This is a genomic window from Sinorhizobium sp. 6-70 (assembly GCF_030124375.1).
In the GTDB taxonomy this organism is placed as follows: Bacteria; Pseudomonadota; Alphaproteobacteria; order Rhizobiales; family Rhizobiaceae; genus Sinorhizobium.
Genome location: NZ_JASKLS010000001.1, coordinates 200,769 through 216,810, shown reverse-complemented (window position 1 = coordinate 216,810; position 16,042 = coordinate 200,769). Strand labels below are relative to the sequence as shown.

The 16,042-nt window shown below is 61.7% G+C and carries 15 protein-coding genes; 6 read left to right on the top strand and 9 right to left on the bottom strand.

Translation table 11 applies throughout. The features are described from left to right. Positions 1-243: 243 nt before the first annotated feature. From QN222_RS01060 to QN222_RS01040, 5 genes are all read left to right on the top strand, one after another. On the top strand, positions 244-1,758 hold the full coding sequence (locus tag QN222_RS01060; protein ID WP_284005148.1) for an ATP-binding protein: 1,515 nt from the start codon (positions 244-246) through the stop codon (positions 1,756-1,758). Positions 1,759-2,002: 244 nt separating this feature from the next. Beyond that, positions 2,003-2,620, top strand: coding sequence for a 30S ribosomal protein S4 (gene rpsD, locus QN222_RS01055; RefSeq protein WP_173513251.1), 618 nt, complete (start codon positions 2,003-2,005; stop codon positions 2,618-2,620). Positions 2,621-2,716: 96 nt separating this feature from the next. Further along, positions 2,717-3,664 carry a glutaminase gene (locus tag QN222_RS01050; protein ID WP_284005147.1) on the top strand — a complete coding sequence of 316 codons (948 nt, stop codon included), beginning with the start codon at positions 2,717-2,719 and terminating at the stop codon, positions 3,662-3,664. 110 nt (positions 3,665-3,774) lie between these two features. Beyond that, complete coding sequence (ttcA, locus tag QN222_RS01045; RefSeq protein ID WP_283965937.1) at positions 3,775-4,665, top strand: tRNA 2-thiocytidine(32) synthetase TtcA; 891 nt, start codon at positions 3,775-3,777, stop codon at positions 4,663-4,665. Next, positions 4,662-5,486 carry an inositol monophosphatase family protein gene (locus QN222_RS01040; RefSeq protein WP_283965936.1) on the top strand — a complete coding sequence of 275 codons (825 nt, stop codon included), beginning with the start codon at positions 4,662-4,664 and terminating at the stop codon, positions 5,484-5,486. The genes ttcA and QN222_RS01040 overlap by 4 nt, the downstream gene beginning before the upstream one ends. 4 nt (positions 5,487-5,490) lie before the next feature. On the opposite strand, the gene QN222_RS01035 is transcribed toward QN222_RS01040, so the two are convergent. Then, positions 5,491-6,414, bottom strand: coding sequence for a LysR family transcriptional regulator (locus tag QN222_RS01035; RefSeq protein ID WP_284005146.1), 924 nt, complete (start codon positions 6,412-6,414; stop codon positions 5,491-5,493). A gap of 213 nt (positions 6,415-6,627) precedes the next feature. On the opposite strand from QN222_RS01035, the gene QN222_RS01030 reads away from it, so the two are divergent. Further along, a complete protein-coding gene (locus QN222_RS01030) occupies positions 6,628-6,987 on the top strand; it encodes a cupin domain-containing protein (RefSeq protein ID WP_283964552.1) in 360 nt (119 codons plus the stop codon). A 61-nt stretch (positions 6,988-7,048) separates the two neighbouring features. Here QN222_RS01030 and QN222_RS01025 read toward each other — a convergent pair whose 3' ends face one another. The 8 genes from QN222_RS01025 to QN222_RS00990 all read right to left on the bottom strand — a co-directional run bounded on the left by QN222_RS01025 (position 7,049) and on the right by QN222_RS00990 (position 15,996). Beyond that, the gene (locus QN222_RS01025; RefSeq protein WP_283964551.1) at positions 7,049-8,356 is read right to left on the bottom strand and encodes a multidrug effflux MFS transporter; all 1,308 of its coding nucleotides are present in this window, start codon (positions 8,354-8,356) and stop codon (positions 7,049-7,051) included. Positions 8,357-8,441: 85 nt separating this feature from the next. Beyond that, positions 8,442-9,680 (bottom strand): multidrug effflux MFS transporter, encoded by a 1,239-nt coding sequence (locus QN222_RS01020; RefSeq protein WP_283964550.1) that lies wholly within the window; start codon positions 9,678-9,680, stop codon positions 8,442-8,444. Between the two features lie 442 nt (positions 9,681-10,122). Beyond that, entirely contained in the window at positions 10,123-10,458 is a 336-nt protein-coding gene (gene grxD, locus QN222_RS01015) for a Grx4 family monothiol glutaredoxin (RefSeq protein ID WP_153440927.1), read from the bottom strand. A 134-nt stretch (positions 10,459-10,592) separates the two neighbouring features. Then, positions 10,593-10,838 carry a hypothetical protein gene (locus tag QN222_RS01010; RefSeq protein ID WP_283964549.1) on the bottom strand — a complete coding sequence of 82 codons (246 nt, stop codon included), beginning with the start codon at positions 10,836-10,838 and terminating at the stop codon, positions 10,593-10,595. Positions 10,839-10,844: 6 nt separating this feature from the next. Further along, on the bottom strand, positions 10,845-11,078 hold the full coding sequence (locus QN222_RS01005; protein WP_180941351.1) for a BolA family protein: 234 nt from the start codon (positions 11,076-11,078) through the stop codon (positions 10,845-10,847). Between the two features lie 351 nt (positions 11,079-11,429). After that, positions 11,430-13,661, bottom strand: coding sequence for a phosphoribosylformylglycinamidine synthase subunit PurL (purL, locus tag QN222_RS01000; RefSeq protein ID WP_284005144.1), 2,232 nt, complete (start codon positions 13,659-13,661; stop codon positions 11,430-11,432). A 239-nt stretch (positions 13,662-13,900) separates the two neighbouring features. Beyond that, complete coding sequence (locus QN222_RS00995; protein ID WP_283964547.1) at positions 13,901-14,491, bottom strand: acyloxyacyl hydrolase; 591 nt, start codon at positions 14,489-14,491, stop codon at positions 13,901-13,903. A gap of 86 nt (positions 14,492-14,577) precedes the next feature. Further along, positions 14,578-15,996: a PLP-dependent aminotransferase family protein gene (locus QN222_RS00990; protein WP_283964546.1), complete on the bottom strand. Its 1,419-nt coding sequence runs from the start codon at positions 15,994-15,996 to the stop codon at positions 14,578-14,580. Between the last annotated feature and the right edge of the window lie 46 nt (positions 15,997-16,042).

Here is a 16,042-nt window from a genome sequence, read left to right as displayed (position 1 = left end):
CGCAGTCCGTAGCCACTCGTTGAAACGCACGCGTTATGCGAGGTATGGCTGTGCACAATAATGGTTGCTTCGGCCTTCTCAACTGTTCATTGCAAGTGGACTGAGGCACTCACGAGCTTTGCACAAAGTATTCCTTGTGGGTTGTCGCAATCACCGGCCTTTGCCGACAGGCGATCCATGCTACCTCTGCACGCTTCCGGCGGTCGGCGGTGACGCGAATCAATATGTAATGAAGAGGTGGGAATGAAAGTCGGCATCGACATGGGAACGACGTCCGAAGGGACTTCGGCCTCGCTCGATATCGAGGAGCTTCTGGCAACGCGCCTGCTGGTGCAGGGCAATTCCGGCTCCGGAAAGTCGCATCTCTTGCGCCGTCTGCTCGAACAGTCCGCGCCCTGGGTGCAGCAGTGCATCATCGATCCCGAAGGCGATTTTGTCACGCTCGCCGACAAGTTCGGTCATGTGGTCATCGAAGGCGAGCGCACGGATGCAGAACTGATCGGCATCGCGACGCGCATCCGCCAGCACCGCGTCTCGTGCGTCCTTTCGCTGGAAGGTCTCGACATCGAACAGCAGATGCGCAGTGCCGGCGTCTTTCTGAATGCGATGTTCGATGCGGATCGCGAATACTGGTACCCCGTTCTGGTCGTCGTCGACGAGGCGCAGATGTTCGCGCCATCGGTCGGGGGTGACGTCTCGGAAGAGGCCCGCAAGGTATCGCTCGGCGCGATGACCAACCTCATGTGCCGCGGCCGCAAGAGGGGGCTTGCCGGCGTCATCGCCACGCAGCGCCTCGCGAAGCTCGCTAAAAACGTCGCGGCCGAGGCCTCGAATTTCCTCATGGGGCGCACCTTTCTCGATATCGATATGCTGCGCGCCGCCGATCTCCTCGGTATGGACCGCCGCACCGCCGAGATGTTCCGCGACCTGAAACGCGGCTCTTTCGTCGCGCTCGGACCCGCGCTGTCGCGGCGGCCCCTGAAGGTGACGATCGGCTCCGTCGAGACCTCCGCACGCTCCACCAGCCCGAAGCTGATGCCGCTGCCGCAAGCGCCGCAGGATGTCGAGGACCTGATCTTCACGCCGGATCCGGAAGAGTTGACTCGGCCTATCATGCGCAGGGCCGCCCCGCAGCCGCGTCCGGCGACCGACATTCTCGCCGAGCTGTCGCGGCCGCGCCCCGAGCCTTTGGCGCCGGTAGAGACCAAACCCGCCCTGCCGGAAATGTCGGCGGAGGAACGCGACGCGCTGCTCGACAGCCTGTTCGCCGAGATCCTCGCTAATCCGGATGCGGCCTTCCGGCCGGACGCAGAACTCTTCCAGGATTTTCTCGTTCGTTGCCGTATCCGGCGGGTGCCCGGGCCTGCACTCTCGTTAAGCGCATTCCGCCGCAAGATGGCCGTCGCTCGGTCAGGGGTTGATGCCGAGACGGCTGCGACCGAGACATGGGCATCGGCGCTCCGGCTTGCCGACCGCGTGAGCGAGGACTTGCAGGCGGTGTTCCTGATGATGGCGCAGGCAGCGGTGCGCGGCCTGCCGTGTCCTTCGGATGCGATGATCGCGCGCGCTTATGGCACCCATTCCGCCCGCCGTGCACGGCGGCTGCTCGGCTATTTCGAGGAGCATGGGCTCATCGTCGTGCATGCGGATTTCTCCGGCAAGCGCATCGTCGCTTTCCCCGACCTCGGCAGCGAGACTGCGCCGGGGGATGCAAACGGCCCGGATATCGGCAGCGGGGAGCAGGCGGCCGCCGAGTGACGGCTATCTGGCGAAAATCGCTATATTCCTGTCATATTCCGTTGACAAATCACCGACCGGTGCGTAAAGACCCGCCCAACGCCGGGCAGCGATGCCCGGTGTTTCATTTGACATGTCCCGTGGTTTCTTGCGTCCGCGTGATCGTGAGAGGCCTGTCAGAACTCCCAAAATGGGTTCAGAGGAGGGCGTGTTTCCTTGATCCGGCTTGGCAACAGGCCGGTGTAACCGTTTGAAAGGAAATGCGATGAGCAAGCGCGAATCGTCCAAGTACAAAATTGACCGCCGCATGGGCGAAAACATCTGGGGCCGTCCGAAGTCCCCGGTCAACCGTCGTGAATACGGCCCGGGCCAGCATGGTCAGCGCCGCAAGTCCAAGCTTTCCGACTTCGGCGTGCAGCTGCGCGCCAAGCAGAAGCTGAAGGGCTACTACGGCGACATCCGTGAAAAGCAGTTCCGTGCGATCTTCGCCGAAGCTTCGCGCCGCAAGGGTGATACCCCGGAAAACCTGATCGGTCTGCTCGAATCGCGCCTCGACGCGATCGTCTACCGCGCCAAGTTCGTTCCGACCGTCTTTGCCGCTCGCCAGTTCGTCAACCATGGCCACGTCAAGGTCAACGGTGTCCGCGTCAACATCGGTTCCTACCGTTGCAAGCCGGGCGACGTCATCGAAGTCAAGGAAAAGTCCAAGCAGCTCGTTTCGGTTCTCGAATCCGTGCAGCTCGCTGAGCGCGACGTTCCGGACTACATCGACGCCGACCACAACAAGATGGTCGCGACCTACGTCCGCGTTCCGGTTCTCACCGACGTTCCGTACCCGGTCGTCATGGAACCGCATCTGGTCGTCGAATTCTATTCGCGTTAATCCGGGGCTTTGGCCTTGTGAGCTTTCGAAAAACCGCCCGGCGACGGGCGGTTTTTTTGTACGATGTGCCGATCAATCCGTGTCGAGGGATGCCGCATGCCGGAGCAGCAGGCGCCGCAAGATCTGCAGGCGATCATCGATGACATTTACCGCGAACTGACGCCGCGCCTCGGCGAGGGCAAGGTGGCCGACTACATCCCGCAACTCGCGCGCGTCGACTCTCGCCGTTTCGGCATGGCGATCGTAACAACGGGCGGTCATATATATCGGGTTGGCGATGCCGAGGTGCCGTTTTCGATCCAGAGCATTTCCAAGGTGTTCACGCTGACGCTGGCGCTCGGCAAGCACGGGGAGAACATCTGGCACCGGGTCGGGCGCGAGCCGTCCGGATCGGCTTTCAATTCGATCGTGCAGCTCGAGCACGAAGGCGGCAAACCGCGCAATCCCTTCATCAATGCCGGTGCGATCACCATCAGCGACCTCATCCTCGCAGGCCACACGCCGAAGGAACTGATCGGCGAGATCGTGCAGTTCGTCCGCTATCTTGCCGACGACGACGCGATCGTGATCGACCACGAGGTAGCGCGCTCGGAGACGGCGACCGGTTTCCGCAATGTCGCTCTTGCCAATTTCATGCGTTCCTATGGCCGGCTCGATCATCCGGCCGAACACGTGCTCGGCGTCTATTTCCATCATTGCGCGCTGGCGATGACCTGCGTGCAGCTCGCCAAGGCCGGCCTGTTCCTGGCAGCCGGCGGCGCCAATCCTCTGACGGGGCATTCCGTCGTCTCGCGTCAACGTGCGCGCCGCATCAACGCCCTGATGCTGACGTGCGGCCATTATGACGGCTCCGGCGATTTCGCCTATCGCGTCGGCCTGCCAGGCAAGAGCGGTGTCGGCGGCGGGATTATGGCGGTCGCGCCGGGCAGGGCCTCCATCGCCGTCTGGTCGCCGGGCCTCAACGAGAACGGCAATTCGCTGCTTGGTTCGCTGGCTCTCGAAATGCTTGCCGCACGCACCGGCTGGTCTGTCTTCGGCCCTTGATAGTGCCGTTCCGGGCCGTTTCCCCTTGATCTCCAGCGCCGGACAGGGCAAGTGCTGGTTTATGCGCCTGGACGCAGCTGTTGCCGTCCGCCTAATCCGAGACTGTCGCCATGGAACTCGCACGATCGTCAGAGCACGATGGGATGAACATCATCGTCGATGAGGAAAACAACGGCCTCGATGCCGGCGCCCATCCGCTTTTTGCCCGGATGCCGTCGTCCGTATCCTTCAACAAGCTTCGCAAGCGCCTGTTGCGGCAAACGCGCCAGGCACTCGACGATTTCGGCATGCTGAAGGGCGCGAAGCGCTGGCTGGTCGGTCTTTCCGGCGGCAAGGACAGCTACAGCCTGCTGGCCCTGCTGATGGACCTGCAGTGGCGCGGGCTTCTACCGGTCGAGCTCGTCGCCTGCAACCTCGATCAGGGCCAGCCGAACTTCCCGAAGCATATCCTACCGGAATACCTGACCTCGATCGGCGTCGAGCACCGCATCGAGTACCGTGATACCTATTCCATCGTGAAGGAAAAAGTGCCCACTGGCGCGACCTACTGCTCGCTCTGTTCGCGGCTGAGACGCGGCAACCTCTATCGCATCGCGCGGGAGGAGGGGTGTGATGCCCTGGTCCTCGGTCACCATCGCGAGGACATTCTCGAAACCTTCTTCATGAATCTCTTCCATGGCGGGCGACTTGCCTCGATGCCGGCCAAGCTTCTCAACGACGAAGGCGATCTCATGGTGCTGAGGCCGCTTGCCTATGCGGCGGAAGACGATCTCGCAAAGTTTGCGGCGGCCATGGAATTTCCGATCATCCCCTGCGACCTCTGCGGTTCGCAGGACGGTCTCGAACGCAATGCGATGAAGGCGATGCTTGCCGACATCGAGCGGCGCATGCCCGGCCGCAAGGACACGATGTTGCGCGCGCTTGGCCACGTGAACCCGTCGCACCTGCTTGATCCAAAACTTTTCGATTTCCAATCCCTTGCTCCGGAGCCCAGAGAATGAGTCATTCCGTCGACATCGCCGCACTTGCCAACCTTCTGCAGGAGGCGGCGGTTAAGGAAATCCTGCCGCGCTTCCGCAATCTTGGCTCGGGCGATGTGCGGATGAAGTCGGAGGCGATCGATCTCGTCACCGAGGGGGACGAAGCGGCGGAAAGGCTGATCAAGGCAAGGATCGAGACGATCGCGCCCGGCGCCGTCTTCATCGGCGAGGAATCGGTCGCCGCTGACCCCGCGCTTCTCGACAAGCTCGCCGGTGCCGATTTGGCGATTGTTGTCGATCCGATCGACGGTACCTTCAATTTCGCGGCTGGCCTGCCGCTCTTTGGCGTGATGGCAAGCGTGGTCGCCAAGGGCGAGACCGTCGCCGGCATCATTTATGATCCGCTCGGCAACGACTGGGTCATTGCCGAGAAGGGGGCGGGCGCCTGGCTGTGCCGGCCAGACGGAACGCAAGAGAAGTTGGCTGTGACCGCGGGCGTACCGCTCGAGGCCATGGTCGGCGGTGCTTCGACAGGCTTCTACAAGGAAGACGACCGCCGGATCGTCATGGGCAATTTGGCCAAGGTCAGGATCGCGACCAGCTATCGCTGCGCGGCGCACGAGTATCGCATCTTTGCCGGCGGCCATCTGCATTTCCTGATGTACCAGAAGCTGATGCCGTGGGACCACCTGGCCGGCACGCTGATCGCCGAAGAGGCGGGCGCCTATGCAGCGCGCTTCGATGGCTCGCGCTATCTGCCCGCCCATACGAACGGGGGCCTGCTTCTGGCAACCGACAAGGAGAGCTGGGAGGTGTTGCGTCGTGAGGTTTTCACCGTCTGAACATCTAGGCGATGGCAGTGCGTTCGCCTTCGTTGAGGGGGCGCATCAGCCCGATGATCCTCTCCCTTATCCATCTGTGGAGCGGGCTGGATGTCGAACGTCGGTGCCAGACTGCAATGATCAAGGGTGGCTCAATCGGCATCGGCGGGTAGTACGTCTCTAGGCCGATCTGCGAAGCGACTCGCTCGGCAAGTTGGCGCGGCACCAACGCGATCAGGTCGCTTTCCGCAACTGCGCGGCAAACCCCCGAGAATACCGGCAAGGTCATCATGACCTTTCGGCGGCGGCCCACCCTGGCCAGGGCGGCGTCGCCCATGGCCGAGAAATTTCCCTCAGGCGAGAAAAGCACGTGTCCAATCTCGCAGAACAGCTCCATCGGAACGATTTCGCCTGGTCTCAACCCCGCCGCTGTCAGTTGGGGATGGCTGCGCCGCGTGATCACGACGAAGGTCGAATAAAAGAGCGGCTGGCTGCTGGCCCAATCTGGAAAGGGCTGGTTCGGGATCAAGGCTAAATCGGCATGATACTTCTCAAGGCTATCGATATAGCTGCTCGGAACGAGATCGACCAGTTGCGCCCTGATATTTGGCGCCTGCTTGCGTAGCAGATCCGCGAGCGCCGGCATCAGCATCTCGGCGAAGAAATCACTTGCCGTGATCCGAAAGGTTCCCTCCGCCGTTGTGGGATCGAACATGCTCGGTGGCGCAAAAAGGATTGCAAGTCGGTCCAATTCCTCCCTAAGCGGCAATTCGATGGACCTTGCATAGTCGGCCGGAACCAGGCGGTTGCCATGGCGCACGAACAGTTCGTCTTTCAGTGCGTGCCGGAGCCTGGCCAGCGCGCCCGACACTGCCGATTGGGACATGTTCAGCCGCTTACCCGCCTGAACAGTCGAACCCTCGCGCAGTATGGCGTCGAGCACGCGCATCAGGTTGAGGTCGAACGTTGCGAAATTGATTTTCACGATAGCTTGTATCTGCACAATCGGTTAGACCGATAATGCCCCACAGCATAAGCTCGCGTCAATCAGAATGCTTTGACGGAGCTAAGCATGCATAGCGAGATCTTTTGCGCCGATGCCATCGATTGGAATGGCGTCAAATATAGGACAATTCTGTCTACCAAAGCGACCGATGGCAAAATGTCGATCGTCGACAGCCTTTCTCCGGTCGGAAGTGGACCTCCGCGACACATCCACGAGGCCGAAGACGAGATCTTCGTGATTCTCACGGGCCGGTGCAAATTCTGGCTGGGAGGCGAAGAGCTCATGCGAGGACCGGGAGAGACGGTGTTTATCGCCCGCGGATCGGAGCACACCTTCCAGGTCATCGGGGATACTCCCTGCCGCCATCTCGTGATCCTGACGCCCGGCGGCTTCGAGGAGTTCTTCGCGGAAATGGCGGCGGGCCAGTTCTCCATTCCCGACGATATGCCAGCGATCGTGGAGGCCGCTGGCCGGCATAATTTGCGGTTCACCGGGCCGCCCCTGGATGTGAACTGAGAGCGTGGCAATGTACAAACCGGCCACGCTCCTTGTTTCCAGTCGGGGTTGGCGACAGGCGCTAGATGTGGCCGCCGTGGTCGTGCCCCACGTCCTTGTCACCCGGATGCGTGAAGAGCTTGCCGTTCTCCGCCCAGAGCGTAGCGAGAATGGTGAGTAGGCCGAACAGCGCGAACCCACCGAACAACGGCTGCAGCGTGCCGTTGAAGAGCTGGCCAACGCCGGCGCCGAGTAGTGTCCCGCCCGTGGTCGACACGAAGCCGGTAATCGCGGTCGCCGTCCCTGCGAGATGCCCCATCGGCTCAAGACTGATGGCTGTGAAGTTCGTCGCGATGGCGGCGAAGAACATCAGCAGTATCGAAAACAGCAGATAGCTGATCGCGAAGGCGGGCGTGCCGGCGAGCGACAGCACGAAACCGATCGACGCCAGCGACGTGAAGAGGATCATCGCTGCATGTGAGATGCGGCGCATCCCGAAGCTGCGGACGAAGAAGCCGTTGGCGAAATTGGCAACTGCAATGCCGCCCGCGGTCCCTGCAAAGGCAATCGGCAGCCACTCGCCAAGACCGTAGACCTCTCCGAAGACCTGCTGAACGCTGACGACATAGGCACAGATCACGGCGGAAAAGAGCGTAAGCCCGATCATATAGCCGCAGGTTATGCGGTTCGTTAGTACCGTGCGGAATCCGGAGAGGACGGCGCCGACCGAAAGCGGCAGACGCTCCTCTGGCGGCAGGGACTCCTTCATCCGGGTAAGCGCCCATATGAAGAGCACTGCACCGATGCCGCCTATCAGGATGAAGATCCAGTGCCAGGTTGCGGAGACGACCACAAGCTGGCCGAGAGACGGAGCGACGATCGGAATGATCATGAAGACGATCATCACGTAAGACATGACTCGTGCCATCTCGCGGCCACCGAAACAATCGCGCACGATTGCCATCGTCGTGATGCGGATGGCGGCTGCACCGATGCCTTGGACGAAGCGCATTACAAGCAGCGCTTCGAAACTCGTGGCCTGTGACGCGGTGAACGAGGTGAGCGTGAAGAACGCAACGCCGCCGAGCAGCACGATGCGCCGGCCGAAGGCGTCGGAAAGGCTGCCGAAGAAGATCTGCGAGAGGCCGAATCCGAGCAGGAAGATGCCGATGACAAGCTGCGCGTCGTTCGGATTTGCAACACCGAACGATTGACCAATGCTCTGAAGGGCAGGCAGCATGCTGTCGATCGCAAGCGCCACGCTGGCGGTCATGAGGGCGATCGTCACGATGAACTCGGCGAGCCCCATATGGATGCGTGCCGCGCCCGAAACCCCATCGACATGCTCGGCTTGCTTGGGAATGGAAGATTGTTCTGAGACGGAGGACATTGTCGAATAACCGTAATCTGAGCTTGGGAGGAAATATCGGCGCGTCGACTATGGGGCGAGTGACGCCCCCACGCCGCGTTTCGGGTTAACTGGCTGGATGGTGTGGTTTGAAAAGCCGACCACCCTCCGCGATCAGCACGAATGCGAGGGCGAAAATGGCGACGGTAAAGCATCCGACGGCAAGCGGCGTCACGGTCTCGTCGAAGGCCTGGCCGATGAACGCGCCAATCACCCCGCCGCCGATCGTCTGGGTGAAGCCCAGCACGGACGACGCGGTTCCGGCCACATGACCGAGCGGCTCCATCGCCATCGCGTTGAAATTCGCGGCGATCAGGCCGAACTGGAACATCACACCCGCGTAGAGGATCATGAAGAGCGCCAGCGGCATCGGCCCGATCAGCGAAACGGACATCAGGACGAAGCTCGCCAGCGTGAAACCGATAAGCGCCGCGTGTGAGAGTGCCCGCATGCCGAACCGCTGGACGAGGCGCGAATTGGTAAAGGAGGCGACCGCCATCATCCCGGCGAAGGCTGCGAATACGGCGGGAAACCAGATACCGAGCCCGTAGATGCCGACGAGAATTTGTTGCGCCGAATTGACGAAGCCGAAAAGGGCTCCAAGCAACACCGACGTCGCCAAGGTGTAGCAAAGAGCGAGCCGGTTCGTCAGCACGACACGGAAACCGTTCAGTATCGCCGAAGCGGTGAAAGGGCGCCGGTTGGCTGGAGCCAATGTCTCGCGGAGACGCAAGACCACCGGCGCCGCAACGGCCATGGCGAAGAGCGCAATGACGACGAAGATCATGTGCCACTCCGCAAAAATCATGATCAATTGCCCAACGCTCGGGGCGATTACCGGAACGATCATGAACACCATCATCACGAGGGACATGATCTCTGCCATCTGTCGACCGCCGTAAACATCCCGCACGACGGAAACCGTGATCACGCGGGTCGCCGCAGCGCCGACACCCTGCGCAAAACGCAAGGCGAGCAGCGCGCCGAAGGTCGGCACGAACGCGATCGCAAGCGCACAGAGACCGTAGATTGCGAGGCCCGCCAACAGCGGCGCCTTACGCCCAAGCCGATCGGAAAGCGGACCAAAGAACAACTGCGCGAAGCCCATGCCAATCAGATAGGCCGTGATGACATATTGCCGACGGTTCTCGTCAGCAACGCCGAGGCTGGCGCCAATCTCCTGCAGGCCCGGCAGCATGATGTCGATCGAAATCGCGTTGATCGACATCAGCATCGCCATCAGCGCGATGAACTGGAACTTCGTCAGTCCCGAGAGGGTGGCGGTCTGATCAATGGGCCTCGTCATCTCATTTGTCCTGCTGATGGCCGGGGTATGGCAATCGGGTCTTGAAACGATTTGCTTCCCCGAGCGGGGAAGGGCTGCAACGCTTGAATTTCCGCATCTGGAGCCGGTCGCGTCTGGCCCGAACGATACGGTCGGAAGTTCCGAACAGACTGACGCCCGGCGAATGCCGGTCGTCACGTCGGGTGTGGAGGTAGGACGCGCTCGCTCGTCAGTACGGGCGGCGAGCGGAGGTCCGGGCGAAGCGGTATCCGCTTCTTTTGCCCTTGAATGAAAGGTGCCCCTCGCGGGCAGCTCATATCAGGCTATCGAGAAGGCTCCCCCGCAACCGGAAATTGCCGGTGGCTCAAGAAGCACATTAGAATTTAGACAATCGAAATATAGCTTCAGAATCAAAAAAGGCGGTCGCCCGCCTTTCCCGATATTTGGAAAGATGCCGTCCGGGTCAGGCGGCACCCTTCACCGAAATACCCTGTCCCTGAAGATGCGACTGCAATTCGCCCGCCTGGAACATCTCGCGGACGATGTCACAGCCGCCGACAAATTCGCCCTTCACATAGAGCTGCGGAATGGTCGGCCAATTGGAATAGTCCTTGATGCCCTGGCGAAGATCCGCATCGGCAAGCACATTGATGCCCTTGTAGTCGACGCCGATATAATCGAGGATCTGGACAACCTGGCCGGAGAAGCCACACTGCGGAAACTGCGGCGTGCCCTTCATGAAGAGAACGACGTCGTTCGTCTTGACTTCGTTATCGATGAAATCGTGAATTCCGCTCATTTTGTCTTCCTTCCTGCGCCGGCTTCAAGGACCGGATGTCGATTGGGGCTTAGATAGCATGCGTGCGTGTGATTTTCACCACCCAATCGCAACAAATATTGATGGTCCTCAAAATGTGGCTTTGATACCACTCGTTACGAGGAGCGCCGGCGCAGCTTGCTCCTCGCGGCGGCCGTGCGGCGACGGCTCACCTGTTTCTTCGCGGGTTTGCGGACCGCAGCTTGGATGATCTCGGCGAGCAGACCACCGCCCGAACTGGCTTTCCTGGTCCGGCGCCTCGTCCGCTTCGTCGCGGTACGCCTCGCGCCAGTCTTCTTCAGGATCTCCTTCAGCGCACTGTCGACGACACCGCTGACGAGCTCCTTGATCAGATCCGCCATTCCAGCTCACTCCGGCGCGCTGGTCTGGAGGGCGAGTGCGTGAAGCACGCCACCCATATTGCCCTTCAGTGCGTTGTAGACCATCTGGTGCTGCTGCACACGAGTCTTGCCACGAAACGCTTCGGCCACGACTTCGGCGGCATAGTGGTCGCCGTCACCGGCCAAATCGCGGATCGTGACCTTTGCACCGGGGATCCCGGCCTTGATCAAGTCTTCGATGTCGCCTGGTGTCATGGGCATGGTACGCCAACTCCCTTTCTTATTCTGCACCGCTGCCGGCGCCTTTCATCGCTTCAGGGAACCACGATTCAGGTGCGGAAAGCAAATACTGAATTGCTTGCACACAGAACCCTACGCGGTCTGCAAATATGCAGAAGCCGGCCGCGGCAATGCCGCCGCAGGGTGCCGGACAAAGAGAAAGACAAAGGCCGCGTTCCAGGGCCTCCGGGCGTCGGGCCACCGTCGTTTGCTTGAGGTTGAGACGCGTGCGGCGGCGACCGCGGAGCCCCCGCGTACAAAGGCGAGGAGATGTTTCAGATCGTTCCAATCGAACATGGCGCGTCTGGAACTCTCCCGCCTCGGATAGGCTCCTCAGTTCTCGGGCGCCATTTCGCCAGCCATGAACTCGGGGAACCAAGCTTCATGGGCGGTGCGCAATTCGCCGATGGACACTGCCTTCGCGTCGCCGAGCTTGACCGCAGTACCGCCTGTCTTGCCGATGACCGGCAAGACAACGCCAGCGGCATTTGCCCGCGCCGCGACCGCCTCGGCGTTGCCGGCAGCGACGGTCAGGACGTAGCGGCCCTGGTCCTCGCCGTAGAACACCGGGATGGGATCGCGTCCCGCGGGTGCCTCGACCGTCGCGCCGATGCCCGAGGCGATCGCCATTTCCGCCACGGCAAGCGCCAGGCCGCCCGAGGAGCAGTCATGCACGGCCGTGACCAATCCGTCCTCGATCAGGCTGCGGACGAAATCGCCCACCTTGCGTTCATGCGCGAGATCGACATGCGGCGCCGGACCGTCGGTGCGGCCATGGATGTCGCGCATGTAGACCGATTGGGCGATATGCGTACCCCAGCCTTCCGGCGCACCGGCGAGCAGGATGGTCTCGTCCGCCGCGGCAAAGCCGATGCGCGCCATCTTCGACCAGTCCTTGATGAGACCGACGCCGCCGATCGTCGGGGTCGGAAGGATCGCCTGGCCGTTGGTCTCGTTGTAGAGCGACACGTTGCCCGAAACGATCGGGAAGTCGAGCGCGCGGCAGGCTTCGCCGATGCCTTTGATTGCATGGACGAACTGGCTCATGATTTCCGGCCGCTCGGGGTTGCCGAAGTTGAGGTTGTCGGTCGCGGCGAGCGGCAGCGCGCCGGTTGCCGTGAGGTTGCGCCAGCACTCGGCCACGGCCTGCTTGCCGCCCTCGAACGGATCCGCCTCGACATAACGCGGCGTGACGTCGGAGGAGAAAGCGAGCGCCTTCGTCTCATGGCCTTCGACGCGGACGACACCGGCGTCGCCACCCGGGCGCTGCAGCGAATTGCCCTGGATCAGCGTGTCATATTGCTCGTACACCCAGCGGCGCGACGAATTATTGGCAGAGCCGACAAGCTTAAGAAGTGCTTCGGCGACGTCCGCCTGCGGGATGTCGTTGGTGGCGAGCGGCGAGGCGGTCGCTGCCGGCGTCCAGGGACGATCGTATTCCGGCGCCTGGTCGCCGAGTTCCTTGATCGGCAGGTTCGCCACTTCTTCGCCCTGGTGCAGGATGCGGAAGCGCAGGTCGTCCGTGGTCTTGCCGACGATTGCGAAATCGAGTCCCCACTTGACGAAGATCGCCTTGGCTTCCTCTTCCTTTTCGGGGCGCAGCACCATCAGCATGCGCTCCTGGCTTTCCGAAAGCATCATCTCGTAGGCCGTCATGCGCTCTTCGCGCACAGGCACCTTGTCGAGATCGAGTTCGATACCGAGGTCGCCCTTGGCGCCCATCTCGACCGCCGAGCAGGTAAGGCCCGCCGCGCCCATGTCCTGGATCGCGATCACAGCGCCCGTCTGCATCAGTTCGAGGCAGGCTTCGAGCAGGCATTTTTCGGTGAAGGGATCGCCGACCTGCACGGTCGGGCGCTTCTCCTCGATCGACTCGTCGAATTCGGCCGACGCCATGGTCGCGCCGCCGACGCCGTCGCGGCCGGTCTTGGCGCCGAGATAGACCACCGGCAGCCCTACACCTTCGGCCTTGGAATAGAAGATCGCATCGCTCTTCGCGAGACCGGCGGCGAAGGCGTTGACGAGAATGTTGCCATTGTAACGCGCGTCGAACTCAACCTCGCCGCCGACCGTCGGGACGCCGAAGGAGTTGCCGTAGCCGCCAACACCGGCCACAACGCCGGACACCAGATGGCGGGTCTTGGGGTGATCCGGCGAGCCGAAGCGCAGCGCGTTCATCGCGGCGATCGGACGAGCACCCATGGTGAAGACGTCGCGCAGGATGCCGCCGACGCCGGTCGCAGCCCCCTGGTAGGGTTCGATATAGGAGGGATGGTTATGGCTCTCCATCTTGAAGACGACACAGTCGCCATCATCGATATCGACAACGCCGGCATTTTCGCCCGGCCCCTGAATGACGCGCGGCCCTTTGGTCGGAAGTGTCCGCAGCCACTTCTTCGAAGACTTGTAGGAGCAGTGCTCGTTCCACATCGCCGAGAAAATACCAAGCTCGGTAAAGGTCGGCTCGCGCCCGATCAGGCTCAGAATGCGCTCGTATTCATCGGGCTTCAGCCCGTGCGAGGCGATAAGATCCGGGGTGATGGGGCGGGTGTTGGAAATCGTCATCGTCGACCGTCAATCCTTCGGGCGGCGCGCAACCCTTCCATAGGGATACGGCGCGTGCGAACCGCAACAGACACAACTGCTACAGCGACCTTTGCGCGTCTGATAAGGACGCGCGGCACTGCAGGGGGCGCTTTGCGGCTTCTTTAGCCTATGCTGCGACGCGGCGCGACAGAAAAATAAGGTCGATCAACAGGGCGCCGGAGCGCGTTTCCGGGGACGACGGGAGAAAATTCGCAGCGTCAAAATTTGTAGCCGAGCATCAGGCCTGCACGCGTCAGGCCGTCATTGGGACCGTTGCAAAGATCGGCATTCGAGGCGTGTTCAAGCGTGGCCGAGAGATTCCAATGATTGTCGAAGCGATAGCCGGCAGCCGCGTATTCGCGAAACAGCAGACGGCAGCCGAGCTTCGGTCCGCTCGTGCCGTCATCGTTCAAGTCACCATCGTGAACGGTGGCACCTACGCCAAGTTCGAGAAAAAGCCGTTCAGTGAGATCGGCATTCCAGCTGAAACCGCCATAGACCTCGTTGACGCCGCTGGAGGAGGTTGCGATCGACGCGCCGGCGTGAATACGCGGCCGCAGGAGCTTCTCCGCAATGCCGGTGGCGCTGCCGGCCCCGAGAGGATCGAAGAAGATCGTGAAGGACGGAAAGACGCCGCTTTCGTGATTGTCGCCGTTGCCGATCGATGTGGTGGCGCCGAAGCGCATTTCATCGAAAATGCCTTCTGCCGCCTCCGCTTGGGATGCGCCTGCCAGCCCGGTCGAAAAGAGCAGGGCAACTGCGAAATGGGAAAACTTGCCCTGACCTGCGAACGAGCGTGGATGCGCCATGTAAAAATCCTTCAACCGAATCAATTTTACGCAGCACAGCAATAGATTGCCGCGGCTTGCGCGAAAGTCACCTCCAAAAATTGATTTCAATCAAAGCTGTCGTAGCCGGTGCGGCCGCTGTCGAGCAGCCGCCGCAGGACCTGAAATCCTCTCTGCACTTCGGACCGCTCGGGCGGCGAAGAAAAGCCGACGCGAATGCGGTGGAAAGCGCGCTCGGCGCGCCCCGCCTTGAACTCGTCCTCGTCGTCGACGAGCACGCCCTCCTGCAGCGCCGCCTGCTTGAAGGTTCCCGAAAGCCAGGGATCCGGCAGCTTCAGCCAGAGAAAGGGCACCTTCGGATGGGAAGTGAAATCGAGTCCGGAGAAGATTTCGCGCGCCATCGTTTCACGCGCGGTGATTTCCTCGACGGCGCGGTTGCGCAAGGCGGATGCGGCGCCGGAAAGAACCAAGCGCGCGCAAAGCTCGGCGAGAATGAAGGGAAGACCGCCGCTCACCATCTTGTGCGCGATGCGGATGCGCTGGCTGAAGTTCGGCGGGCAGGCGACCCAGCCGCCACGCACGCCGGCCGCGACGGATTTCGACAGGCCGCCAACGAGGAAGGTCCGCTCTGGTGCCAGTTCCGCCAGCAGCGGCACCCGGTCGCCGGTCATCGAACCGTAAACTTCATCCTCGACGAGCCAGACGCCGTACTTTCGCGCGATCTCGGCCACCGCCAAGCGCCTGTCCAACGGCATGACGGCCACGGTCGGGTTCTGGGCGCTCGGCATGAGGAAGACAAGTTTCGGATGCTGCTGGGCGCAAACGCGTTCGAAATCGTCCGGAACGAGGCCGAATTCGTCGCTTTCCACCAGTGCCGTCCGACGGCCGATCAGGCCCGCACTGCGGCTGACCTGCGAATAGGTCAATGTTTCGAACGCAATCCGGTCGCCAGGCGAGGTGACGGCGGAGATCACGGCGATGACGGCTGCATGGGCGCCGAGCGTCGGCACGATGCGGTCGGGTTCCGGTCGGAAATTGCCGCGCGCGAGCCATTGGCACCCCGCCTCGAACCAATCGTCGGGGAAATTGCGGGCATAACTCGCAATGTCCGCATGGTGCTCGCGGCTGATGTCACCCAGCAATTTCGCCAGAACGTCACCCTGTCCGACGTCGGGCGCGGCCGTGCTGTCGAACCGCAACTTGCCCGGCGGCGCATTGATCGGCCGCGTTCCGGCCAACGAAGTCGTCAGGGGATCGGCCTGCTCGGGTGGGCGGCTTTCCGGGCGATCGAGGACATAGGTGCCGCGGCCGACTTCTCCGCTGACGAGTCCTCGTTCGCGGACAATGTTGTAGGCTCGACCGATCGTGCCGATCGTCACGCCTATGTCGAAGGCAAGATTGCGCTGCGGCGGCAGCTTCGTTCCCACAGGCAAGGTCCCGCTGCCGATCGCGTCTTCGATCTGATCGGCGATCCGGGCGTAGAGGGGGCCTTGGCCCTGCTGTATATCGGGCAGCCAAGTTGTCATAGTGACAATTGTCTATATTGCATCGCCATCCGTGTCAATTATCTCT